Raw genomic sequence first — 24,206 nt, 5'->3', positions numbered from 1 at the left:
GGTGAATATCTTGCCAAATTTAGTATGGCATATATTAAGTAATGTGAAGGGATTAGGTAATAAAACACTTATTTCTTTATATAGGGCATGCCCAACATTGTCCTTAGAGTCAATTGAAGATAATTTTGATTTAATAAAATCTATTATAAAGAAAAAAGTAATATTAGAGCAAATTACTAATACAGCTTTTCTAAAAGATGAACAAAATAAAGTTTCAAAAGAAATTGAATTACACAATAATCAAGGTATTAAGATGATTCCTATTAACGATGAATACTATCCTAAGCTTTTATTAGAAATCGAAAATCCTCCAATAATACTATATGCAAAAGGAAATGTAGAACTCTTAAAAAATTCTGCATGTATTGCGATTATAGGAACTCGAGAACCTACTAAAATTGGATTATTAGCCGCAAAAAAAATAGCACGCATTTTTGCAAACAATAAATATACAATAGTCAGTGGATTGGCAAAAGGAATAGATACTGCTGGTCATCTGGGTGCATTAGAAGCTACTAATGGAAAAACAATCGCTGTTCTTGCATCTGGTTTAGATAGTATATATCCAAAAGAAAATACTTTATTAGCAGAACAAATAATTGCTAGTGGAGGATTATTAGTTTCTGAGTACCCGATTAATGCACGACCATTCAAATCTGCATTTGTAAATAGAGATAGAATTCAAAGCGGGCTTTCTCTTGCAGTTTGTCCTGTGCAAACACCTATAGAAGGAGGTACTCAACATACCATAAGATTTACAAAGTTACAAAATCGCCTTCTTTTTTGTCCCTATCCACAAGAGCCCGAATCTGTAACAGCTACTCAAGGCATTTATGAATTAATACATTACAATAAGGCACTAGTAATTAATGATTCTGATGATTACTTAAAAATAATTACAGAAATAAAAAACAAAGCGTCAGAATATAATGTAATTGTTCCAAATGATTTCATTAATTATTCTGATAAAAAGATTCCAAAAGAACTCAGCGAAGAGCTCGACTTAGTATTAAAAAAGATTCTTGACCATAATGTACCTCAGGAAAATGTAATTTCTTATGTAAAGAAAATATACAGTTAAATAGTATAAAAACAACTATATTCAATGTGAAGTTTTTTATATTATTTTTTTTGTTATATTCATATACATTACACTTTATCATAATATATTGTCTACTCATGGGTTAAATAGAAAAAAAACACACTATTTAAACAGGAACATTATTTTAACGTAGATGTTCGTTTTTCGATAAAATAAAGGGTTTTCTGTTCAATGCGACACGGAATGCCCTTTACTTTATGATTTATTCCTTACTTTTGCATTTAGAGGTTTTAAGATTCATCTGAGATTGACTACAAATGTCATTATAGCTTCTTGTATTTCCATGCCAAATATTCTCGCTGATTAATTAGAAAAAAGAAATACTTTTTATGCTATTCTCAATAGCTTCATCTGTAATGCCAATGTAGCGTAGTGTTGTCTTTTGTGATGAATGGTTAAATATTTCCATCAATGTCGCTACATCCTTTGTTTTTTGGTAGTATGTGTAACCAAATGTCTTACGCATTGTATGTGTTCCTATTGAATGGTTACCTATCATATCGCCAGCCTTAGCAATAATACGATATGCTTGTGTTGTTGTAATGTGACTATCACCTTTGCGACTAGGGAACAAATAAATTGCATCAAACGGCAATGTTTCAATATAATCTGCAATATCAGCCATTAAATTGTTCAAATAAACCGTTCTCTCCTTCTTCGTTTTACCTTCACGAATCTTGAATGAAGATTTGCCTTTCAATTGTTCTACTTTCAAAGCCACTAAGTCACCACATCTTAATCCTGTTGAAACGCCTATTTTAAATAATAACTGGTCACGTAATCCATTTTGTGACATTCCTAATGCTTCGATTAATTCATTAATTTCTTGTTTACTTTTTATGGGTTGTACATCAATTAACATGCCTTTCTTTTCATTCAAATTAGCCATTTTTTTACCACCTCTATTATGTATGCTATTTTAAATATTTTAATATTACCATACATTCAATAGAGTATCAATAAGTGAATGGCTTAATATCAACATTTGATATGTATGCTAATACTAAAAAGCATACATTTATTAATAGAAACCCCATATAATAAATAAATAGTTTGCCCAAACAAAAAATCTCTGCAATATTCACTGAGATTTTTTACAATTCGTATTTTTTAGGAAACCAATTTCTTCAACATATAGTAGGTAAATTTAATATTTCTCCACTAGGGGTATTATATATTTTACGAACTTGGTTCAAAATCCTACTTAAAGCTTTTGTATATAATTTAGTTATTAAATGGAATCGTTTCGTGAGCTATTTCAATTCATATAGCTTGTTTAGAACACATTTCTATAGTACTACAGGCGGTCTTAGAACTTAACACTTTAATAGATATTACACCTTTATTCAACATTGAACGCAAAATAAAAGAGAATCTTTTTAGATTCTCAAATTTCTCCATTACCAATATCTAATTATTTTAAATATTAGTTATAAATTACTTGTGAGATAACACGACTAGTTAAATCATTACAATCCAATATTTCTGGATTAAAAATCATTATATTATGACCTCTATGACAAAGTGTGCTTTTAAACCCTATTCCAACACAATGTTCAAACTCTTTTTCGATACGCTTACTTTTTATATAATCTACTATGTATTGTGTAGGTAAATAATCTAACTTACTATCATTTCTTCTAACAGGTTTTGAAATTTCGTTACTTATTTTCTTTATGTTTGATAAATTTAGTGCATACCTTAACTTATCAAACCCTTGAAATACACTTATGCTTTCCAAACTTCTTAAATCTACAATAACAAGGTCTTCGTCTAATATAAATTCACCAATATATACCCTATCTTGTTCCCCTGGTCTGATTTCTCTTATAGCTGTATCAATATGAGTAGTTAAATATAAATGACTAATTCCTTCTGAATTGGCTCTTCCTGCTGTTGCCTTCTCTTGAGGTGGTGCACCCATCTCTATAATTTTTAAATCTTTGTCATTAGATATCCTACCTCGATATAATTTAGAACCTTTTTTTATAGTAACTATTAAACCTTTTAAAAATTCATCTAGTACATCATAATTTATATGGGCAGAGTGGAATCTATTTTCATGTTTTATATATTCAACAAACTCTTCCCAACTATAACTTTTTAAAATACTATTATTGGCTATAAAATCTAAATCTGCTAATTGAGGAATACCAACTGGTTCATCTAATAGTTTTATCTTCATTGGAAATTGCTTTTCCATTAAACATGAAAGTAAATGATATACTTGAGTGGAATCTAAATCAAACATGTTCCAATTATGTACTAATTCGTCCTTTAAAAAACACAACTTAGAATTAGGAAAACTATCGGGTAACATTGATTTAGGTTTATAGATACTTAAAAAATCATCAAATAATACATCCAATCCTTCATCAGTATCCATATCATAGATATAGACTACTTTAGACTTACATATATCACAGTTTCCTTTCCTTTGTTTACCTTGGATAATTGCTATCAATTCTATGTCTTTAAAACATTTTTCACAGCAATTCATCCGTAACCTCTCCTCTCAAAAAAATATTTACTAATTGAATATGATGCATTAGTGCTAATTTTTTCAAAGTTGGTAATCCTGGATATGCCCCTCTATAAAAATGTTCTAATAATTGTTCTATAGCATATGTCTTGAAAAGATTATCAAATCTAATAGTATACGTCCATTCTTCAAGTTTCTTAAGTGCCTCTGAGCATTTTAAGGCAGGGTCACGAATATCATCATTTGAATCAGATACAAAATGCCTAATTCGTAACACATAATCGCTATTGTCATTATCATACGCAAAATAAACAATATGAAGAGCTATTGCATATGGTGCGAATCCACCTTCACTATAATCATCACCTACTACTGAATAATCGGAAAAGCCAAGAAGTCCTTCTGAATTATAGTGTAAATGCTCTTCTGAAAAAAACTCATCCACATCTATAGCATAGTCAGTATTTCTTTTTTGTTTTTTAAATTCATTTTTTAAACAAACTAGATTTTGTCCTCTCATTCTTCTTCTAAAAGCCTGTTCATAAGGAATTATGGTATATTTTGGAATTACACTAGAATAAATTTCTTTATATATCGGCAAAAGTCCAATATTATCCTTTTTATGGATGATAGCTAAATCCTCAATTTTTTTCTCAATATTAGTTGTTATTTCAGGTATTTCAAATACCGAATTTTCATTAAAAAAATGCGTTATAACAATATATGGATTTTTTAATAATTCTACGTATTCTTCATATAACTCATGAGTTTCTAATTCATTCGCAAAATTTCCAACACAAGGATTTTGAATTAAAAGTACCTCTCTTTGTGTTTCTACAAAAGCTCTTAATGTTGAGATAAGGGTAGATGAAAGTTTTATTGGTTCTATTATAGGAACTATATGCTCATCTATTAAATTTTTCTCTACTAGCTCACGAATTGCAATTAAATCAAACTGCCTCCCTCTCAAATACGGAAAATACATTGATTACACTCCCTTATTAGTTAAAAATTTCAAGTATTTTTTCATAAATCTTTTTATTGAATTTACAACTATATACCAACCATCTTAATTCATAAGGTATACTTTGTATTGTTCCTTTTACAATTTCTTCTTCCCTCCTCCAAATCTCATTAAAAACCATTTTTTGTGCTTCTAATATTTCAATTTCCGTAAATAATTTTAGGCATTCAGTATAATATTCAAATGCGTTTACATTCGGTAAATACCCAAAATAACCCATTACTATTTTCTCATATTCACTTTTTCTAAGCAACTTAAATAAAATTTTATGATTTAGAAATTCGGCTTCTTCCTCTGCTTTTTTCTTCAAACTTAATGTATTACGTTTCGTCAAAACATATATACCAACTCTAGTATCTTTTAACATCCTATAAAGTGGATAATAAGTGTTTTCAGCAGTAATAACATAAACTAAAGAAGCTACTTTATAATAATCTATAATCTGGTGCTCTAACTTATCAAAATTGTCTAATTCAGTCTTGATTTCATATACTATGGGTAAATTTTTATTTACAATTATCATATCAGCTTTAGATTTACTTATTGTTACTTCGTTCATTACAAATGTGGTATTTAGGTTATATTTACCTAAAACATGTTTGTTGAATAATGTATTTTTATAAAAATATTCATTTCTATAAGATTTCTTCATTATTTTATAACTTTCAAATAACTCTTCTATATTTTCATCTACAGCCCTTAAGTCTTGATAATAGTCATACTTTTTCAATATATTCTCAATATACTTCTTAGAGTATATATTTGCTAAATTACTTTGTTGCATTATTCTCACCTTGATTCTAGTCTTTTCAATATCATCTGTTGCGCTCTCTAGTGATTCAATTTTAAAAAACATTCCTTTTCATCCAATTATTTTATATTATTTTATTCCTCCACGTTTATGAGCATCTTTTATTCCAACCTTGTTATTTATTGGATAGAGTTCAATGCCAAGAATACTGCTAACATATCAAAGCGTCATGTTTCCTACTAGTTATCTTCTTAGCATGAACAGGTTACCTTGCCCGATAATTTTATAGTCTATTTTACCAACATAATGTTTTTAAACAAACTGACCAACACAGTTAAGAATCTTTCAACCTATATACCTATAACTACATGCCTTACTTCATTAATTCCTGTGAAAGAAGAATTTTTGCTAATCTATCTAATTTTACATTTATCTTCTCAAGAATTGAACATCACAATTTCTCTAGATTATTTATATCAATAACTTGCATATTAAAATTCTTAACCTACTTTAAAATGAAAAATATGAAATACCTAGATGTTTTTATTTTACAATTAAAAGATAATGACCTAATATATATTTGAGAAGCTCAGATATGTCTAATTCTCAAAGAACATTGATTTAAAAGGTTTTTACTTTTTTTAGAACAAAAAAATTAGGTAGCTGCTACATTTAAGCAGCATATAAGGAGGTCAATCAATTGGTTAGAATTAATAGCAAATTACGTCAAGCTGTAGGATTTAATCCAACTAAGAAAAGCCATGGTATGGAAGTACATGAAATGTGTAGAAAAATAAAAGAGAATCAAATCACACTCCCACTTTATCAGCGTGATGTTAGCTGGACTTTAAAAAAGGCTGTGGACCTTCTTGATTATCAATTATTTGGAAAAGCTCCTGTTGCTCCAATATCAATCAATGAGATAAATATTGTAGATACAGAAAATATGGTTTCGCAAATTTCTTTTATTGATAGAGAGTTAATTTCAAATGATAAGATTTTAAACAAGCATCTTTCTGTAGTAGATGGTCAACAACGTCTTACGACAAATTTTAAGTGTTATATTAACCATCCTGATTTTGTAAATATAGTCTTAGATGTTTCAGCTTCAAAATTTAAAATAATAGAAAGTTCACCGACTAACTATCAAATTCCCGTTGGGATTTTATTAAATGAAAATGCTCAGTTATTAGAAAACTACCTTACTGAACGTGGTTTACTAGCTAAATTATATCCTCTACTAATCAATGTAAGAAGTAAAATGCATAACTATAATTATACTATTAATGTTGCTGATGATTTAACCGAAGCTGAGCAAATTGAATGGTTTGAAATCTTAAATAATGCTGGTAGTCGAGTTACAAAAATTCAAATGACATTCTCAAAACTTAAAGTTAAAGATTTTGACATTTATACAGAGTATACTTTACCATTTAAAGAAACATTTAAATCATTCGGAGTAGAGGAGCTCTTTAGTCCCTTCACAACCAATGTTTCATATCCTATAGCTGCACTAAATCCAGCATACGAAGTTATTGTAAAAAAACGTAATCATAACACAAATTATGCCCCTATCCCTTCAGATACCAAGGAAGATATACTTATTAAATTAGATGTAAGCAAGTTGCGTGAAATAATTGCTTTAACGTTAAAATCTCTTACATTGACTTTAGAATTCCTAGATAATTATGATTCTTTGAATGATATCGATAGAGTCGATTACATTTCATATGTAATTGGTTTTTTCACTTATAGTGGCGTTGATTCTATAGAAGAACTACCTCAATCTCTTACAAATGAACTATTGAATTGGGTTACCACTGTGAATTTCAATAATCAAACTAACTCATCCCGTCGAAGCATATTTAATGATTTATTAAGTAAAACGGATGAAATTTACCAAACAAACTAACACGATGTAGAAGGCACTTTTCAAAGTGTCTTTTTTCTTTCAATTTCGTATAAACGTTTAAATATGTTAATGCCTTTACCTATCAATACCTGCTTAATATAAAATCTATATTTAGTTATTACTTTAACGTTAGAGATTGTACCAACGATTCAACACTTCCTTATTAAAAATGGTATTTTAGTTAAAGCAAAAAGTGAATGGAACTTTATTCATTCCACCCACTTTTCTTATTCCCCTTTATCCTCAAAGCCCCTTCTTAAATATTTTTGCCGCTCTTCACTTAAACTATTAAAAATTTCTTCATTAAAATATTCCTTCATTTCTTCTACTGTACAAATCCCTTCTACCTCATCAGTAAAAATCACTTCATCAATTTCACACTCTTTAAACACCAAGACAATAAACCCTTCTATCTCTACAGCCCTATCAAGTGCTATTTGTGCAAATAAAAACGTATCATTGATTTTTTCTTTAATGTTGTAAAAATCACTTACTTTTAGCAAGCCATTGGCATTATTAATATAATGCCATACCACGCCTGCTTCTCTTTCAATAATTTTTTCTAATGCCACTTTTTCTTCCGCTACATTTTGATAATACGCTGCTAAAGATACCTGAAAATCACGCTCTATAAACGCCTCATAGTCACATGAAAAACCTTCTAAATCAATCTCATTGCTGCTCATCCCAAGCCATTCATTGAATTCCCCAATAAAAATGCCCTCATCCTGTTCTTGACCTTTATTCACAAAATCCACTTGAATCACTTTATTTTTATCGCTTTTCATAAAATAGCTCCTTCATATTTAATTATGCTTATCCCATTAAATCCTTTAAATTGACCACATTGCCATTCGTATGACCTTGCTCCACTTTATTTTCTATAAAATCTTCCAACTCGCCTTTAATCACACCAAAGCATTGTTGCACACGCTTTGATTTACCATTCTTCTTAATGGGCTTCTTCACAACTCGCCCTTCAAATCCTTCTATATCCGCAAACAAATCTATTTCAAAATTCCCTCTATTTTTGGCTCGATAATTATTATTTTTACACCACTCAAAATATAATTCATACAACTCGTCCAGCGTCATATAATCGCTTTCTAATAGCTTCAATACTTCCATGTCATTCTGCTGATTTTTATAAGTCAATTCCATCATCAATTCATGCTTCCCATGACGCATTTCATAATCTAGCAGCGTGACATTTTCCATCATAAATTTCTTGACAACTTTTAAAGAATTAAGATACTCCTCAATGAGCCTTTCCATCGTTGGTGTAACGGTTAATTGCTTTGTATGATTGATAACATGGCTATAAGCCTTTACGCTCAAATGTATTAAACATTGAATAACCTTTTCATCAGCTACATACATGGCTATTTCTTCACTATTATAAACAGCTTTTTCAGCAACTTTATATGGGCAATTAACAATTCTTAATCGCCTTTTAATTGCCTCACCACTTTCATTAAATGGTGGGATGAAGTTACATGAGAAAATTAACTTTGCATAGCTGCTTTTAAATTCACTATCCTTAAATTTCTTTTCCATTCGTACTTTGTCTTCACCAGTCAATAGCTTTAGATTTTTCATATCCACCATACCATTCTTGCCTAGCTCACCACCAATATTCGCGAGCTTTCCTTCTAGCAAGCCAAGCGTAAAACTTTTATCATTGGATAAATCCTCTAAGCTCACATTGCTGACATTAGCAGCGCCCAATAAATTTGTGATAAGACTTAATAATGTACTCTTCCCATTACCACCCTCACCATATAAAATGACAAATTGTTGATGCAATATCCCCACTGTCATACACATACCAATATACTCTAATAACACAGGAATGGAATCCTCTTCTACAATCGTATGAAGAATATTCATCAAAATCTCCATAGATTGCTCATCATACTGCTCACTATAATTGTATGGAATCTGATTTTTTGATAAAAAAGCAGGTGTATGAGGCTTTAGCTCATTTGTTTTTAAATCATATAATCCATTCATAAAATTGATAGTCGTAGCAAGTTGATTTTTATATTGATAATTTGTGTGTTTTTCGGTATCATCATATTGTGTTAATTCAATCTCCAGTTGATTTAGCACTTCTCTACTATTTTTAATATCGCTATATAACACGCCTAATTTATCTTTGGTTTTCTTATGCATTATCTTGTGATAATCCACATAAACGCCTTTATCATAGATATAATTTGCATTACCCTCTCGCATAAAATGCTCTTCTTTTAGCAGTTCCTCCGCAACAAGCCAATAATTTAACCGATTATCAATCAAATATTTTTTCATTCTATTTTTTTCTGCGTTGATTGTTTCCATATTGCTATCCTTCAAACTTTTATAATAATCTGCTAATAACTTGCTGATAGATTGATAGACTACATCAAAATCCTTCGCTTTCATATCCAACTCTCTCAACATTTTATTTTTATATCTTATAAAATAATGGGCGTAGCCACTCTCTCGCTCCACCGCATACAACAAACTGAGCAAATAATAATTGAATAGCTCATCTTCATCAAGATTTACAGAAGACTTTAATTGTTTTAAAGCAGCTATTTCCTTCTCAATTTTTAAACAAATATCTTCTATCTCCAAAACACTCTCTAATTCATCATTAACATGTTCTAAATTAATGAAGAAGTCTTTTCTATAGCTATTGTCTGCTTCTTCACTTGCCATTTTATCTATTGCTTGACCATTTACTTGTTGTTGCAATAAAGCTAATTCATTTTCCATTGCAAGTAATTCTTTCATTTCATCATCACTCAAATTGTTAACTCCCTTATTCACCATCCTTTCTATAAATATCTCTATCACTTTCATTTTCTCTTTTAAATCCAAAATATCATTCCTCCAATTTATATTATTTTTACTGCTATTTCATCTTATAATATCAACATTATTCTCATCAACCAATTTTCGTACATTTTGAATTTTATTTTAAAAATCATATCAATTATATAAACATATCATCTTTTATACTTATCATCATAACCTAACCGAATAGGTGATTTACCTTGATTAAATAAATCACAACCTTTACATAAGCTGCTGCTATTTACTTTATTACAAAGGAATGGCTTCATTTTTTGTTCTACGAGTGTTTGGTATTTTCTTGTAACTTCAAGCGAGTTATACCTAGCATCATCCCTACTCCACTCATGCGCCTTATCAAAACCATCCTTTATATTGGCGCACAACATCAACAATAGATTCCATTCCTCATAACTACATTCATGCTGGTTATCTACCTTGTGACGTACCCAATTACAGCGTTCATAAATTAAATTACCGTCAGCTTTTTTATCAGATGGATAGCGGCTTTGTTGCTTGCCATGCGCTATCTTGCGCTGTTCCATTTCAATTGCTTCTTTCAAAAATCCTTTTACATCCTCATATTTTAATTGATTGGCATCCTTAAAATACTCAATCGTAACTAGCTTCGGTTTATCCTTATTTTTAAGGTTGTAAGTAAATGGCACACGCATCATTTTTAACACATTGGACTTATCAATTTTCTTACCAATCTTGTTAGCCTCTTGATTGACATACTCGCTAAATAGCCTATAAATCAAATTGATTTCCTTACGTTCCTCAATTGTTTCAAGCCTTAATACCTCATTAAATTTGTAGTACACATGTAAACCGCCTCCGCTATTTACGATTATCGTTGGCTTAAGAGGTAAAGACATCATAAAGTTAGTCGCTTGCTGGAAGCTATCAAAATATTGATGATGCTGCTCGTTATGATACCCCTCTATATTGACATCAATATCTAGCCATAACCCAAATACCTCGCTAACGGTTTCCACAGTACCTTTCACACGCTTTAAAATATTTTGAGTAAGCACCTCAATATCAGCTTTAAAATAGCCATGAAAATCGTGATTACTATACGCATTTAACTTTTGACGCATGGTATCATAGCTAACTAAACCCTTTTGTAATTCAGCTTTCTTCTTATTTAAATTGATACCTAACTCTCTTTCCTTTTGTTCAATGCTACGCAACGCTCGTTCCGCTTGTGCGGCTTGATAGCTATACCCTTGATGGATGTACTTTTTATAAAGTGCTGTTACTATTTCATGCTTGGTGTTCTCCTCTCCTACCTTTTTTAGTTTTGCTTCCTTTTCTAATTGCAAGGCTAAATTGATTTGAACTGTATACCCTTTAGCCGCCTCTGCTTGAATGTAATCCACTATACTCTCTTTATCATGTACATCAATAAACGTACTCATTTTTGTATCTATATTAAACAATAGAAAGCTACCTTTATATTTAATATCACTAGGATATAAACAATCTAAAAAATCATACACATCTTCAATCATATAACCAAACCTACTAAACATTCATTTTTACAATCCAATCATAAAATAAACATTTAGGTATCGTCTATAAAGTTTTACGCACTTTCTAAAAAATCGGTTACATCAGTTACACTGGTTACACCTTTTTTACATAAAAGGTTTATAACAAAATTTATTTTTAAAAGAAAAAAATATATGTACATCATAACTATCAAAATAGTGTAACTGGTGTAACCCATATTTATTTATTATCTAATGTAAGTATTATTATATAGTATTCTACAAAACTAATAGTGCTATAAACGTTGATATATCAACATTTACAAGCCCTTTCTTAAATTAAGTATGTATTTCACAATTAAAATTTTATATAAAAATGGATGTAACCAGCAAGGCTAAAAGTGTAACCGACATAGGTAAATATGTAACCAGCACACTCAAAAATGTAACTGGTTATGTTTAAAAGTATTGGTGAACTCAAAAAAACATCAATTACTATAAAAGTAATCAATGTTCTTCTTATCTTATCTATTGCAAATAGTTCTTCACTTCATCTAAATCTTGAATCGTAAAAATATTGGAAACAAGTTGATTCAGCGCTTCGGCATTTGCTTGATTAATAAGGTGCTTTAGTTCATTAGGTAGCTCACCACATTTTTGTGTCAATAAAGTCACTGCCATGTTGGACAAAGCTTTCATTTCTCCTACTTGTTGCCCTTCTTGCAAGCCTTCATTTCTCCAAATTTCCGCTAATGTCATGGTCAAGTCACTTCCTTTCAACTCATGATTTTCAAGTCGTTCAATGATTTGCTCCATATCTTCCTTCGTTAAATCTTTCCCTACTTCATAAATATAGCGTAACATCGTTTCCATATAACCGACTACCGATTGTTTATCTTCTAGCTCTTCTAAATAGCGAAAGGCTCTGAGAATGGCTACCAGTAATTCATGCCCTTGTTTTAATCGCATATCACGTAGTAAAGTGAAAAGAATACGATTGCGTACAGAGCCACGCATGTTTTCATCTTTATATTGTGATACATCATACAACATATATTCAAAATTAGGCACATATTTTTTTAATGCTTCGGGCAGTTCCTCATAGCCATCTAATAAACCACTCAAACTTGTTGAAATTTTCCATTTTTTATTGTCATGGCAAATCAGTAGTGGAAGAATCATCGGCAGTTTTTTCGCACGTTCTTTCGTTTGTTTCGCTTCCCAAATATCCAACATATAGCGTAATAACTGGAATGTGACACCTTTATCCGCATAGCTTTTATGCTCAAATAATAAATACAAATAACCTGCTCGCTGATTGATATTCACCTTAAACGACCACCTGCTAAAGCAGGTGGATTTCGACATAAATGTCGCCGACTAAAGTCGGTATTCTAGGCTGAAGTCCTTCTCAAAGCTCTTATGCTGAAGCACACTGAATTTTGACTAAACTCATTCTTCGATATTGAAGATGTCATTTTTAACTTCATTAAATTGATTGGCAATATAATTTCTTATGATTTCTTCTGTTACTGCCCCAACAGTTGCACAAAAATATCCTCTCGCCCATAAATGCTGACCCCAATATCTCTTTTTTAATTCTGGAAACTCATCTTGCAATAATCGTGAGGACCTTCCTTTTAGATATTGTAAGATTTTACTTGGCGCTAAACTTGGTGGACAGGGAATTAATAAATGAATGTGATCTTTTCCTACACTACCTTGTAGAATGATGATGCCCCTTGCTTCACAACCTTGTCTTATCAGCTCTCTTACTCGTATAGCGATAGGACCACTTAGTATTTTATATCTATACTTCGTTACCCAAATCACATGGTATTTGATGTCATGTACTGCGTGACTGTTTTTTCTATAGCCGTCCATCCTTTCACCTCATCCATTAGTATGGACCGAGAAAGGCAAGGCTAAAAGCTGATACCGTCTAAAGACGGTGGAGTTAAACCACGCATTCGGAAATTAAATAATAAATCTGAAAAGCTTTCCTCTAGCTCAGGCGTTAAAAAGCTATCTTTTTGTGGTTCTAGTGTGGCTAAATCAAGCACTTGTAATACTTCTGATGGGCAGTAATTTAACAAAAAGTCCTTTGCAACGCTGACATTGCCAAATGAATCTTTAAAGAATTTATCATGCGGATTTTGCAATTTCACGTTCGACATCACCTCACTTATGCATGATTTTCTTGTTTTTATTATACAATTTTGCTTGTTCAGATGCGAATGTTACCTAACAAAAAACTTGAAGGAAAGCGCCCTTCAAGTTTTTGCTACTTCCTATTTTTGCATAATCCGATATAAAAATGCGACAAACTGTGCTCTTGTGACAGGCTCATTTGGTCGGAAATGACCGTTATCGCCTAAAGTAATGCCTTCACGCTCTAGCACTGCAATGTAGCCTGTACTCCAATGTTTACTATCTACATCCTTGAATGAACTTGTGCCTTCTGGTGCTAGTCCTAGTACCCCGACAAGAACTTTCGCTAATTGCGCTCTTGTCATATTTTCTGTTGGATGGAATGCACCATTTGAGCCATTTACAATGCCTGCTTGCTGTAATGTCGCAATGGCTTCATAGTAAGGATGTGTGGTTGGTACATCCACGAATTCCATTCCTTCTCGTACTTGGTTCAATGGAAAGGCTCTTGTTAGTAATACTGCCACATGCATACGACTGATTGGTGCATTCGGGTGGAAAGACCCATCTTCATAGCCCTGAATAATGCCTCGTGTTGATAGTTCCACAATCATGTCTTTTGCCCAATGTCTTTCTACATCACTAAATGTTATATTTGGCTTTGGTGATTGCGGCTCTTCTACAGGCAATGCCGTCCATTTCGCATAAAGCGTACTATTTTCTCGCACAATCGTTTCCTCTGTCAACGGCTTTGTTAGTGCTTCATCTTGATACCAGCCATCAAAGCGATAGCCTTCTCTTGTTGGGCTAGGTACATCCCTTATTTTCATGTTATATGTGATTTCGATCGGTTTTAAAATTGTTCCACCATTTGTCTGCAAGGTGATAGTTACTTTTGTTGGTGGTGAGTCATCATGGTCAGGTGATACAGGTGACGGTGATGGATTGTTTCCTCCGCCTGTTGCGGGTGGGTTCGCTGTCCACTCCGCATACAGGGTCACATTGATTTGACCCATTGGGAATGTCGCATCTTTAACATAAGGTATCCCTTTGCCATCTGCTTGTGTATTCCAACCTTTGAATGTATAGTTCGTTCGGACAAGCTGACCGCTATTGCCTTGCACCGTTACGTTATCGTTTTGTTCATAGGCTTTATTGTCTTGTGGTACTGTCCCACCTGTTGCACCATTTTTATCGTAGGTCACTGTATAGGTTGGGTTTGTTGTCCACTTCGCATATAAGGTGATAGCTTCTGTTACAATATCCGTTGCAAAATTCCATTCCTGTGTCAATGCTGTGTCTTTATACCACCCAACAAATGTATGCCCTTGTTTGCTTGGTGGCGTAGGTTCATTTGCCTGCGAATTATATGGTACTTGTTGCGCTACGATGGCACTCCCACCATTTGCTTCAAAGGTTACAGGGTAGGTATTCGTTGTCCATTTCGCATATAAGGTGATAGCTTCTGTCACAACATCTGTCGTAAAATCCCATGCTATATTGAATTCGCTATTTTTATACCAATCTTCAAATGTATGACCTGCTTTCGTTGGGTCTACTGGTTTAGTTACCTTTTCTCCATAGTTCGCAGTTTCTGTATGGATAGTTGTACCACCATTTGTTTCAAATGTAACGGTATATGGATTTGCTGACCATTTAGCATACAATGTAATATTTCCTGTTACTACATCTGTTGCAAAATTCCATTCATTATTAAACGTATTTTCTGTATACCAGCCTACAAATGTATAGCCCATATTTGTTGGATTTGCAGGCTTAGTAATCTTCCCTCCATAAAGGACGGTTGCTGTATCCACTGTTGTACCGCCATTTGTTTCAAATGTAACGGTATATGGATTTGCTGACCATTTAGCATACAATGTAATATTTCCTGTTACTACATCTGTTGCAAAATTCCATTCATTATTAAACGTATTTTCTGTATACCAGCCTACAAATGTATAGCCCATATTTGTTGGATTTGCAGGCTTAGTAACCTTCCCTCCATAAAGGACAGTTGCTGTATCCACTGTTGTACCACCATTTGTTTCATAGCTTACCAAAAAGGAATCCTCTTCCCATTTTGCATATAGCGTAATATCTTGATTGATGACGATTTCTTCTCCGACATCATAATCTGTTCCACTTCCATCTTGCTTATCATTCCAGCCTATAAATGTATAGCCTATTTTCTTTAAACTTCCTTGATTTTTTACAATAAATGTTTTTGTAGTGTTTCCTGTGTAGTCTTCCGATAGTTCACCACTCGTTTGTCCATTCCCATCATAGGTGATTTTATTCGCTATTTCTTCAAATACAAATCCATTTGCATCCGCATAGTCCTTTGCTTCAGATGGACTAACCCCTAATATCTTCGTGTTAGTAGGTATAGCACTTTGCATTAGGAAGGTATTAGCACCAAAAATCGTTATCGTTTTTAAATCATTCCCAATAAATGCATTTCCATATATTTTTTTTACACTGTTTGGTATTGTTATACTTGATAGATGATTATTCTGAAAAGCAGATTGCCCAATCCATTCAAGCTGATTTGGAAGTATGACTGATGTTAGTTGATTATTCCGAAACGCTCCAGAAGAAATTGATTTCATATTATCTGAAAATTTCAAGGAGGTCAGTTGTTTATTGTCAAATGCATACATCCCTATTATAGTGACAGGTTTTCCACCTAGCCTATCTGGTAAAACTAAATCTTTTCTACTCGTACTCAAATCACCATAGATTGTTACCCCACCAGGATAATATGGTACTTCATACTCTCGATTGTCACCATAATCAAAATCATCTTCTATACTATTTGCCCAAACGATATGATTCGAAAATAATAGGTAAAACAAAAAAGAAATGATAGGGATGAAATATTTAAACTTACTCTTTTTTCGCATATTGTGTTGTTCCTTTCATTTGATGTTGTTTTTCACATGAGTAAAGTATACAGAACGAAGGTTAAAAAATAAAGAGTTTTACCAACAATAAAGAGCTTGGAAGGTAATTTCATTCCTCCTCAAGCCCTTATTCATCCGCTAAGACTTAAACATCTTTTTTTGCATGACCATTTTTCACTCAATCCCTAACTCATCATTTACCATTTGCTCAATTTCTTCATCTGTTGGTAAATAAATTGCTTCATGTATTTTTGTTAAATCAGATTCAGCAACCAAATCTAGGTTTCCATATGCCCACGATTCATCAGGAAATTTGATTTGAAAGCCTTCCCTTCCATCCTCCACGCCCATAAGCTGTACGCTATTATCTTTTTTCATAAACCGATACTTTTGTTTCGTCACTATCATAATAATAATTGACACTAATTAACAGTCCATCAACTGTCACAAAGTCATTCTCTAAATGATTTTCCTCACCATCTTGTTCATTATTTTCTATTCTCCATTTCGTAATATCGTATACAACTGAATCTTCATCTTCTTTCAGAACCGTAGCACCAGTATCTACATATTCTTGTAAGACTGATTCTTTAAAATAATGTGCTCCGTCATATAGTAAGATACTTTTTTGGGATTTAAAATTATTTTCATTAATATTTCTGTTACGAACCACATTAAAGCCATCAAATTTATACTCATATTTGTTCGTAGTTTTACTAAATAGAATACCGTCTTGTGTATAGCTATCATATTTAGTAATATATGTGCCATCACTCTTTAACTGAATCGTTTCGTTATCATGAAAATCCTCTAGCGGAACCGTTTCATAATCATCAAAATAATTACCATCTAGCTGTCCTGCTTGTACTTTGTAATATGTACCATAATAATCCTTATATGTATCTTCAGTTGCTTGAACAACGTCTTTTTCAGTTGTTTTAGTTCCTCCTTTTCCACTGCTACATCCAACTAATAGTATTGTTATTATAAATAATAGAAAGATATTCTTTTTCAAAAGTGCACTCCCTTTTTACAGTTATTTTTATTTATACAGCTATATATAACTGCTATTAAAACCACAACTTTGCATGAACAGTAACTAAAAGATATTCTACCTAGTGCTATCAATTGTTCTACTATGCAAAGTTGTTATATAGTATCAGCTTCTTAAATGATTATTTTTACTCATAATCTCCATTTCTCGTTTTATCGGGGAAATAAGTAAAACTAAACTCGCCATCTTCATATGGGAAACCTGTTAAATACGTTTTAATGCCAAAACGAACGACAAGATTTCCAGCGTAGCCGTATTCATATGATAAGTTTTGCTTTTTATCAATCCACGTTTTATAGGAATTGATTTCAGTAAGCGTTCGCTTTGTGCCTGAAATATCGCTCACTACCATTGCCAATGCTTGATTAGCAGTAGGTGTATTGCCTGTAGCTCTTACATGGTACTTACGTTTTCCGTATAAAGTTGTAGCGAAATCATTTGACCCATAGTTAATTGTTAGATAATTGTCGTTTTTATCCACAAAGAATATTAAATAATGGTCATCCCCACTTGTTGCGCCATCCACTACATAATGCTGATTTAAGTATTGAATCGTTTCAGGTGTTAATTCCTTTTCCAATTTATCCAATGCTTTAAAATCAAATAATTCATGACCAGCACTTTTATTTTTTACACGTTCCGCAAACTTAAATGTACCTGATTCAAATAACGCTTTGTATCGTTTATTATAGTCCTCGGTTTCTTCTTGACGAATTGCTGCTCTTTCTAAATCCACATGTATACTACTTTTCGTTAAGAGATAGAACAGGTAGCTAGTACCTTGCTTCGCTAATTTCTCGATGTCCTCATCAGAAGCATATTGACTAAGTGCTTGTTTGCCTTGCACCGATTTGATATTTGCTAAATGCAATTTGTAAAAGAAAACAACCACTTGTGAACGAGTTATATCATTCGCATAGCCAAAATGTTGCTCAATCAATTTTTCTGTTGAATTTTGACCGTTTGATACTTTATTATCGTATAAAAATTGAATGCTATCTTTTAACGTCATCTCATCTTTTGCAAGATAAGCAAGTGCTTCGGCTACAACGCCACGTTTAACAGGCTCAAAACGTTGTACCTCGTTGACATAGCCATTTAATGGCACACTATAGCTTGCTAATTTGTCATAAAAATCATCAGCCCAATGCCGTTCCCCACTATTTCTCATTAACGTGCCTTTTGCAGCATCTAGCTTAAAGTAATTCACTAACATTTTTGCAAATTGAGCCTCTGTGACTTTATCATTTGGCTTAAATGTACCATCCTTATAGCCGCTAACAATCCCTTCTTTACTTGCCCATAGAATGGCTTCATAAGCAGCATCCTTTTTACTCACATCTTTAAACGGATTACCTACCTGTTGAGCTACATGGCTTGATGCATGTGCTACCATGTCACTTGTACCTAGAGTTCCACCTACTAAACTACTTACTAATAATGCGCTACACATACCTAATTTCATTTTTTTCCTCATTATTTCGCCTCCTAAAAATTATGGAAAATAAGGCTATTGATAAAATGTATTAAAAATAGCCTTTAAAACCCTTTAAATAAATTTGTTATCCATTGATGGTATTGACCGCTATCCTATTCGTTAGATTCATCTAATTGTTCGGATTCTTTTGCCAAACATTTTTTTGTAAATGCCATACCACGTAAAATATCAAGAATTCTTTCCTGACATTCAATGGGTAGCTCATTTGCCGTATCAATGATTTCGTTCAGTATCCGAACCGATGAAACAGCTTCATTTCGCTTTGTCAATTCATCCACCACCTTATTTTTGCTTTATAAATGAATAGTAACACAATATTTTTTCATTGTAAACGCAAATTAAATAGAATAAATTTCATTAACAACGCAAAAATGCTTTGATAATGATTTTTAATTTGGTTATAATAAAAGATGAGGTGATAGTTCAATGGATTCTTTAGGAGAAAGATTAACCCATGCTAGAAAAAGTAAGGGGTTCACACAAGAGGCACTTGCTGAAACAATTGGTGTATCAAGAGGTGTTATTTTTAATCTTGAAAAAAATAAAACTGAGCCACAGATGATTGTGATTAATGCCATTAGTCAATGTTTAAACATCAATAAAGATTGGCTGCTAAACGGTGAAGGGGAAATGCATGAAAAAGAGGATATTGCTCAAAGTGCTAAAGTGCTTGCGGACATTTATGCCCTTGCAAACGAGCTATCAGAAGAAGAACAACTATATATTCTCGATGTTATCAAGACCTATAAAAAACATTTTGAGCGAGAATAACACCACTTCTCCTTTCTATATCTTCATACATAAAAATCCATTCTTTCCTAGATGGTCTGAATGGATTTTTATACATACTAGTTATTCATTTTCTGTTATGCTAAATCGTTTCAACATATATGGAAGACGTATTTTTCCATCTTCTATTGTAGCGATTTTAGCATCTGATTTATTTTCATCTACCCCCAATAACTCGATATGATTATCAAACAACCAACGCATAAAATACAACTCTGCCGCACTTTCTCTCGTCTTATTAGGAAGTGTGTAATACGTTTTGGGATTTTCGTATTTTTTAATCAATGCCTCAATTTGCTCCCTATCCTTTAAAAAGATACGCTTATCCACATCTTTATCTGATAAAGATAGATTTATCATGATTTTTGCAAAAGCAAGTGGATAATATTTTTTGAACCACGCCAATCTATAAGCATTGATGACATAAGCAGCAGCATGGGCTAGAGGAAATAAATATTTAACCTTTTTGATGCTTTGGATAAACCATTCATCTACATGGTACTCTCTTAAAATCTCTTCATATTTTTTCCACTCAATCAAATTGGTAGCGCTATTCTTTTTATTATGCAATTTTCCTTTGCGAATAAATTCCACAATTTGATTACTTAATGTTTCTTCGATGCCATATTGAATGAGAAGCCTTTTAAAGTTCTCTCGACTTGTAATTAGTTCATCAATTGCCTTGCCGTTCTTTAGCAACACATCCGCATTATCATCCCATAAACCTTCTCCGTGTGTTAAACCGCTAATCGCTACTAAGTCGCTAAATTCTTGAGGGCTTACTTGCTTGGTGACATTGGTAGAATAGTTTGTATTAAATTCACTTATCATTTCAGTGCGCCCTAACGCAAATTGTTGTATCACATCACTATCATACATATCAATATCAGCAATACTAACGCCTGTTTCTTTTTCCAAATAGTACAACCTTGTACTATCATCTTGGCTCAAAATATCAAACTTTAAAATTGCATCCTCATATGGCTTATATTCTGATTGCAATGTAACATGGCTGGCATCATAGCCATCCTTACTATAGGTAATACCACTGTAATAATGCACATCTAACTCTTCTGGAATCACTAACATCCCTCCAGCATGTTGACCGCTGCTAAATGCTACACCATTTAAAAAATCTAACGTTTCTTGAAAAACCAAGCTGTCGAAATCAAATGCTAATATCTCTACTAATGGCTCGCCATTATCCTCTTGTTTTAATTTTTCTATATAAATGATACTGCGATTATTTTTATCAAAATGAATATAATCAATTGGATGTAAATTGCCTTCATCGTCTAATTCATAAAAATCACTAACATCATTATCGTATCGTTCTTTTAGCGTCTCTACTTTTATATTTCCCTTAGCTTTATGGTACTCCCATATGATTTTTTTACTTTTTCCCTCGGCAAGTGTACTAATTGTGCCAGCTCGTACTATATTACTCTCACCGAATAGGCTGGTGATAAAATCAATCATATGCTTTTGAATCTCACTACTAAAATTCAAATCCACATCAGGCGTTTTCTCGCCACCATATCCCATAAAGCTACTCCAGTGAATACCAAAACCATTTCCCTTTAAAGCACCACCACAAGCACATCGCTTAATAGGCAAATCAAAGCCACACACTACATCTTCATCTCCACAAAATTTAAGCATTTTACATGTATCACATTGATAATGTGGTGGTAATGGATTGACCTCACTAATCCCCATTACATAAGCGAGTAACATACTCCCAACGCTCCCTCGACTACCTACTAAGTAGCCGTTGCGCTTGCTTTCCTCCACCAATAAATAGCTGCCATAAAAGACAACTTCATAGCTACCTTTGTATACCATTTCTAATTCAAGGGCTAATCTGTCTTGGACTGTTTTATCAACATGCTCACCATATAGCTCTTTAAGCCTTCTTTCTACAACTTCAAGCATCTTCTCTTTTTCATTGCCACCTAACATAGATGGCTTTACTAACGGATGCATTGGTACTATCTCATAGGGAGAAAATCTATCCAACAATTTGATGGTATTGATAGAAACAATTTCTCTTACTCTTTCTGTTCCAAGAAAATCAAATTCATTTAAAAGTTCCTCTGTCGATTTATAATAAACGTTCTTTCGTGCTAATTCTTTATTTTGGATATATGAATGGAATCTTCCACCCTGTTTCTCAAGTTTTAAATCTTCAATATCAATATTTAATAAATCATCGCCTGTTAATTCGCCTTGAATAAACTTGTTATATATCTCTTGTTCAGTATCAGTAAAAGCTAGTCCTTTTTGAATTTTATTATCAAAAAATTGCTGAATGATGGTGACATTCTTATCTAAAAATATCTTCGCTCGATTATCGAACCACAGCATATCTAAATATCTCTCTTCATATTTATGAAGACACAACACCTCACCCAAGCTGATAACCATTTTATTTTGCTTTTGACAGATACCATCAACAATTTTGATTAATTGCTTTAATGTTGCTACTGGTACATCCTCATAATGATGATTACTATATGGGCTATTTAAACCAATCACATCATAATTATCTAAAACACGCTCATCAAATTTGCCGTTTAGTAAGCATTCAAAAATATCCTTACAATAGAAACCGTTGCTTACGACTAAAATATTTTCTCTATTACCTTTAACATTAATATCATCCCAACTTAGCACTCTATTCTCTGTATCAGTATTAACCTTGCTACTTAATTGATTAAGAAATACTAAACCCTCTCGATTTAAGGCATATAGCGTGACCATTTGTGGAAAACGCATATCTAATCGAGTTTTTAAAGGCTCATTACACGCTACTAAATCTTTATTATGAGCCTCCATATCCTCTAACAACTTTTGGAACAATTTAAACGTATGCAAGCTATCAGAAACAGCTCTATGATGATTTTCAATCTTAATTCCATATTTTTTTAACATGCCTTTTAAGCTATAATTTTTACGCTTTCTCTGTTGCGCTAATACTTCTTCCTCCACAAATTTACTTAAATACAGGGTATCAATTAAGGCAAAATCATTTAATTCCTCATCGAGCTTATACATTCTGCTTCTTACATTGATAAAATTCAAATCAAAATCTCTAGCATTATGCCCTACTAATATATATTTCTCATCACCAATAAATTCATAGAACCGTCTTAATGCAGTTTCTTCATCCACACCATGAGCTACCACTTTATTTGTAATATTGGTGAGTTTGCTGATTTTTTGATTAATTTTATTCGTGGGCTTAATCAGCTCATGAAATTCCTTGATGACCTCACCGTTCTCAACAATTATTGCTCCTATTTCAATCATTTCATGAAAAAGTGGAAAAATACCTGTTGTTTCTATATCAAATACTAGATATTTCACATTTCTCAAAAATTTCTCATCGGTTATCTCACTGTTTTTCTCATGCAATTTCTCACTATTTACTAGGTAATGCAGATAACGCTTTTGATTAACTAAAAAATCAACACCATAAAACATCTTTAATTTTTCAATATTCTCTAAGCGTTTTTGATTCTCTTTGCTTGGATTGTTCTTATATTCCTCCGCCATCACCTTTTTGTATTGGTTAAATTGTTGCTCAATCAAAGGAAAGCCTCTTACCGTTCCTTTTTCTACAAAACCTAATCCTTGATAATTAAATCTATTGGTCAACTCTATAGCGGCTGCTTCTTTGACAATGCTTTGCATGGTGGAATATTGACTAATCACTTTAAATTCAACTCTACCTATTTCATCGGTGTCTACTCTACGCCCAATATCATTCGTAATATCCTTACAGTCTTCTATATCTACTTGCAATTGCATGGTAGGCACATTGATATTACCTATATGAGCAGATGTTATACTAAAATTTGTGTACGTTTCGTCTAAGCTCGTTTTGCCTTTTAATTCGTAAAAATGCCCTTTCACAAAAAAATTTTTAATCGTTTCTATACTATCTTTGTCATGGTCTTCGTACCTCACAAAGATGATACACTTTAGATTGCTTGCTCCATCATTCAAGACAAAAATAAGGTTCTCGCCCTTGCCACTACCCCATGCCTTAACCGTTACATCACTGACCATTTTTCCACTAACACTTACAAATTCATTTTCTTCAACTATTTCGTTGATACTTTTTTCTTTATAATATTTACCCACTATTTGCCCTCCTTCATTTTTAGAAAAATAAAACGAGTGAAGCACTTACAC

Annotated in this window: 19 protein-coding genes; 3 read left to right on the top strand and 16 right to left on the bottom strand. The window is 32.5% G+C overall.

Annotated features, from left to right (window positions below; translation table 11 throughout):
- The first annotated feature begins 10 nt into the window (after positions 1–10).
- The gene (locus R6U77_RS10100; RefSeq protein WP_319835558.1) at positions 11–1,081 is read left to right on the top strand and encodes a DNA-processing protein DprA; all 1,071 of its coding nucleotides are present in this window, start codon (positions 11–13) and stop codon (positions 1,079–1,081) included.
- 328 nt (positions 1,082–1,409) lie between these two features.
- Here the strand turns inward: R6U77_RS10100 and R6U77_RS10095 are convergent, their stop codons facing one another.
- The 4 genes from R6U77_RS10095 to R6U77_RS10080 form a co-directional block, all read right to left on the bottom strand.
- Entirely contained in the window at positions 1,410–1,991 is a 582-nt protein-coding gene (locus tag R6U77_RS10095) for a tyrosine-type recombinase/integrase (RefSeq protein ID WP_319835557.1), read from the bottom strand.
- 537 nt (positions 1,992–2,528) lie between these two features.
- Positions 2,529–3,602 carry an RES family NAD+ phosphorylase gene (locus tag R6U77_RS10090; RefSeq protein ID WP_319835556.1) on the bottom strand — a complete coding sequence of 358 codons (1,074 nt, stop codon included), beginning with the start codon at positions 3,600–3,602 and terminating at the stop codon, positions 2,529–2,531.
- The gene (locus R6U77_RS10085; RefSeq protein WP_319835555.1) at positions 3,589–4,569 is read right to left on the bottom strand and encodes a sce7725 family protein; all 981 of its coding nucleotides are present in this window, start codon (positions 4,567–4,569) and stop codon (positions 3,589–3,591) included. The genes R6U77_RS10090 and R6U77_RS10085 overlap by 14 nt, the downstream gene beginning before the upstream one ends.
- Positions 4,570–4,585: 16 nt before the next feature.
- Positions 4,586–5,464, bottom strand: a complete 879-nt coding sequence (locus R6U77_RS10080; protein WP_319835554.1) for a sce7726 family protein — start codon at positions 5,462–5,464, stop codon at positions 4,586–4,588.
- Positions 5,465–6,059: 595 nt separating this feature from the next.
- Here R6U77_RS10080 and R6U77_RS10075 point away from each other — a divergent pair.
- Entirely contained in the window at positions 6,060–7,271 is a 1,212-nt protein-coding gene (locus tag R6U77_RS10075; RefSeq protein ID WP_319835553.1) for a GmrSD restriction endonuclease domain-containing protein, read from the top strand.
- 227 nt (positions 7,272–7,498) lie between these two features.
- On the opposite strand, the gene R6U77_RS10070 is transcribed toward R6U77_RS10075, so the two are convergent.
- The 11 genes from R6U77_RS10070 to R6U77_RS10020 all read right to left on the bottom strand — a co-directional run bounded on the left by R6U77_RS10070 (position 7,499) and on the right by R6U77_RS10020 (position 19,486).
- Positions 7,499–8,059: a hypothetical protein gene (locus R6U77_RS10070; protein WP_319835552.1), complete on the bottom strand. Its 561-nt coding sequence runs from the start codon at positions 8,057–8,059 to the stop codon at positions 7,499–7,501.
- Positions 8,060–8,087: 28 nt separating this feature from the next.
- Entirely contained in the window at positions 8,088–9,284 is a 1,197-nt protein-coding gene (locus R6U77_RS19865; protein WP_406601104.1) for a DNA primase family protein, read from the bottom strand.
- A gap of 983 nt (positions 9,285–10,267) precedes the next feature.
- Positions 10,268–11,617 (bottom strand): PriCT-2 domain-containing protein, encoded by a 1,350-nt coding sequence (locus R6U77_RS10060; protein ID WP_319835550.1) that lies wholly within the window; start codon positions 11,615–11,617, stop codon positions 10,268–10,270.
- A gap of 519 nt (positions 11,618–12,136) precedes the next feature.
- Positions 12,137–12,976, bottom strand: a complete 840-nt coding sequence (locus tag R6U77_RS10055) for an Rpn family recombination-promoting nuclease/putative transposase (protein WP_406601034.1) — start codon at positions 12,974–12,976, stop codon at positions 12,137–12,139.
- Positions 12,977–13,060: 84 nt separating this feature from the next.
- On the bottom strand, positions 13,061–13,492 hold the full coding sequence (tnpA, locus tag R6U77_RS10050) for an IS200/IS605 family transposase (RefSeq protein WP_319835548.1): 432 nt from the start codon (positions 13,490–13,492) through the stop codon (positions 13,061–13,063).
- Positions 13,493–13,533: 41 nt separating this feature from the next.
- Positions 13,534–13,776 (bottom strand): Rpn family recombination-promoting nuclease/putative transposase, encoded by a 243-nt coding sequence (locus R6U77_RS10045; RefSeq protein ID WP_319835547.1) that lies wholly within the window; start codon positions 13,774–13,776, stop codon positions 13,534–13,536.
- A 123-nt stretch (positions 13,777–13,899) separates the two neighbouring features.
- Complete coding sequence (locus R6U77_RS10040) at positions 13,900–16,665, bottom strand: InlB B-repeat-containing protein (RefSeq protein WP_319835546.1); 2,766 nt, start codon at positions 16,663–16,665, stop codon at positions 13,900–13,902.
- A gap of 174 nt (positions 16,666–16,839) precedes the next feature.
- Positions 16,840–17,043: a hypothetical protein gene (locus R6U77_RS10035; protein ID WP_319835545.1), complete on the bottom strand. Its 204-nt coding sequence runs from the start codon at positions 17,041–17,043 to the stop codon at positions 16,840–16,842.
- Entirely contained in the window at positions 17,030–17,680 is a 651-nt protein-coding gene (locus R6U77_RS10030) for a hypothetical protein (RefSeq protein WP_319835544.1), read from the bottom strand. Before R6U77_RS10030 ends, R6U77_RS10035 begins: the two co-directional genes overlap by 14 nt.
- A gap of 166 nt (positions 17,681–17,846) precedes the next feature.
- Positions 17,847–19,196, bottom strand: coding sequence for an S-layer homology domain-containing protein (locus R6U77_RS10025; RefSeq protein ID WP_319835543.1), 1,350 nt, complete (start codon positions 19,194–19,196; stop codon positions 17,847–17,849).
- Between the two features lie 113 nt (positions 19,197–19,309).
- Entirely contained in the window at positions 19,310–19,486 is a 177-nt protein-coding gene (locus R6U77_RS10020; RefSeq protein WP_319835542.1) for a hypothetical protein, read from the bottom strand.
- A 157-nt stretch (positions 19,487–19,643) separates the two neighbouring features.
- Here R6U77_RS10020 and R6U77_RS10015 point away from each other — a divergent pair, with 157 nt between their 5' ends.
- Positions 19,644–19,988, top strand: a complete 345-nt coding sequence (locus tag R6U77_RS10015) for a helix-turn-helix domain-containing protein (RefSeq protein ID WP_319835541.1) — start codon at positions 19,644–19,646, stop codon at positions 19,986–19,988.
- A gap of 81 nt (positions 19,989–20,069) precedes the next feature.
- Here the strand turns inward: R6U77_RS10015 and R6U77_RS10010 are convergent, their stop codons facing one another.
- Positions 20,070–24,155 carry an exonuclease domain-containing protein gene (locus R6U77_RS10010; protein ID WP_319835540.1) on the bottom strand — a complete coding sequence of 1,362 codons (4,086 nt, stop codon included), beginning with the start codon at positions 24,153–24,155 and terminating at the stop codon, positions 20,070–20,072.
- Between the last annotated feature and the right edge of the window lie 51 nt (positions 24,156–24,206).

It is taken from the genome of Lysinibacillus louembei, from assembly GCF_033880585.1.
GTDB classification, from domain to species: Bacteria; Bacillota; Bacilli; order Bacillales_A; family Planococcaceae; genus Metasolibacillus; species Metasolibacillus louembei.
Note: the sequence above shows the minus strand (reverse complement) of the source record. Positions and strands in the feature narration are given on the sequence as shown.

Bases quoted from the DNA above. Each gene is read 5' to 3' on its own strand.
- R6U77_RS10095 (WP_319835557.1), bottom strand. From the start codon at position 1,991: ATGGCTAATTTGAATGAAAAGAAAGGCATGTTAATTGATGTACAACCC.
- R6U77_RS10090 (WP_319835556.1), bottom strand. From the start codon at position 3,602: ATGAATTGCTGTGAAAAATGTTTTAAAGACATAGAATTGATAGCAATT.
- R6U77_RS10085 (WP_319835555.1), bottom strand. From the start codon at position 4,569: ATGTATTTTCCGTATTTGAGAGGGAGGCAGTTTGATTTAATTGCAATT.
- R6U77_RS10080 (WP_319835554.1), bottom strand. From the start codon at position 5,464: ATGTTTTTTAAAATTGAATCACTAGAGAGCGCAACAGATGATATTGAA.
- R6U77_RS10070 (WP_319835552.1), bottom strand. From the start codon at position 8,059: ATGAAAAGCGATAAAAATAAAGTGATTCAAGTGGATTTTGTGAATAAA.
- R6U77_RS19865 (WP_406601104.1), bottom strand. From the start codon at position 9,284: ATGAATGGATTATATGATTTAAAAACAAATGAGCTAAAGCCTCATACA.
- R6U77_RS10055 (WP_406601034.1), bottom strand. From the start codon at position 12,976: ATGTCGAAATCCACCTGCTTTAGCAGGTGGTCGTTTAAGGTGAATATC.
- tnpA (WP_319835548.1), bottom strand. From the start codon at position 13,492: ATGGACGGCTATAGAAAAAACAGTCACGCAGTACATGACATCAAATAC.
- R6U77_RS10040 (WP_319835546.1), bottom strand. From the start codon at position 16,665: ATGCGAAAAAAGAGTAAGTTTAAATATTTCATCCCTATCATTTCTTTT.
- R6U77_RS10035 (WP_319835545.1), bottom strand. From the start codon at position 17,043: ATGAAAAAAGATAATAGCGTACAGCTTATGGGCGTGGAGGATGGAAGG.
- R6U77_RS10025 (WP_319835543.1), bottom strand. From the start codon at position 19,196: ATGAGGAAAAAAATGAAATTAGGTATGTGTAGCGCATTATTAGTAAGT.
- R6U77_RS10015 (WP_319835541.1), top strand. From the start codon at position 19,644: ATGGATTCTTTAGGAGAAAGATTAACCCATGCTAGAAAAAGTAAGGGG.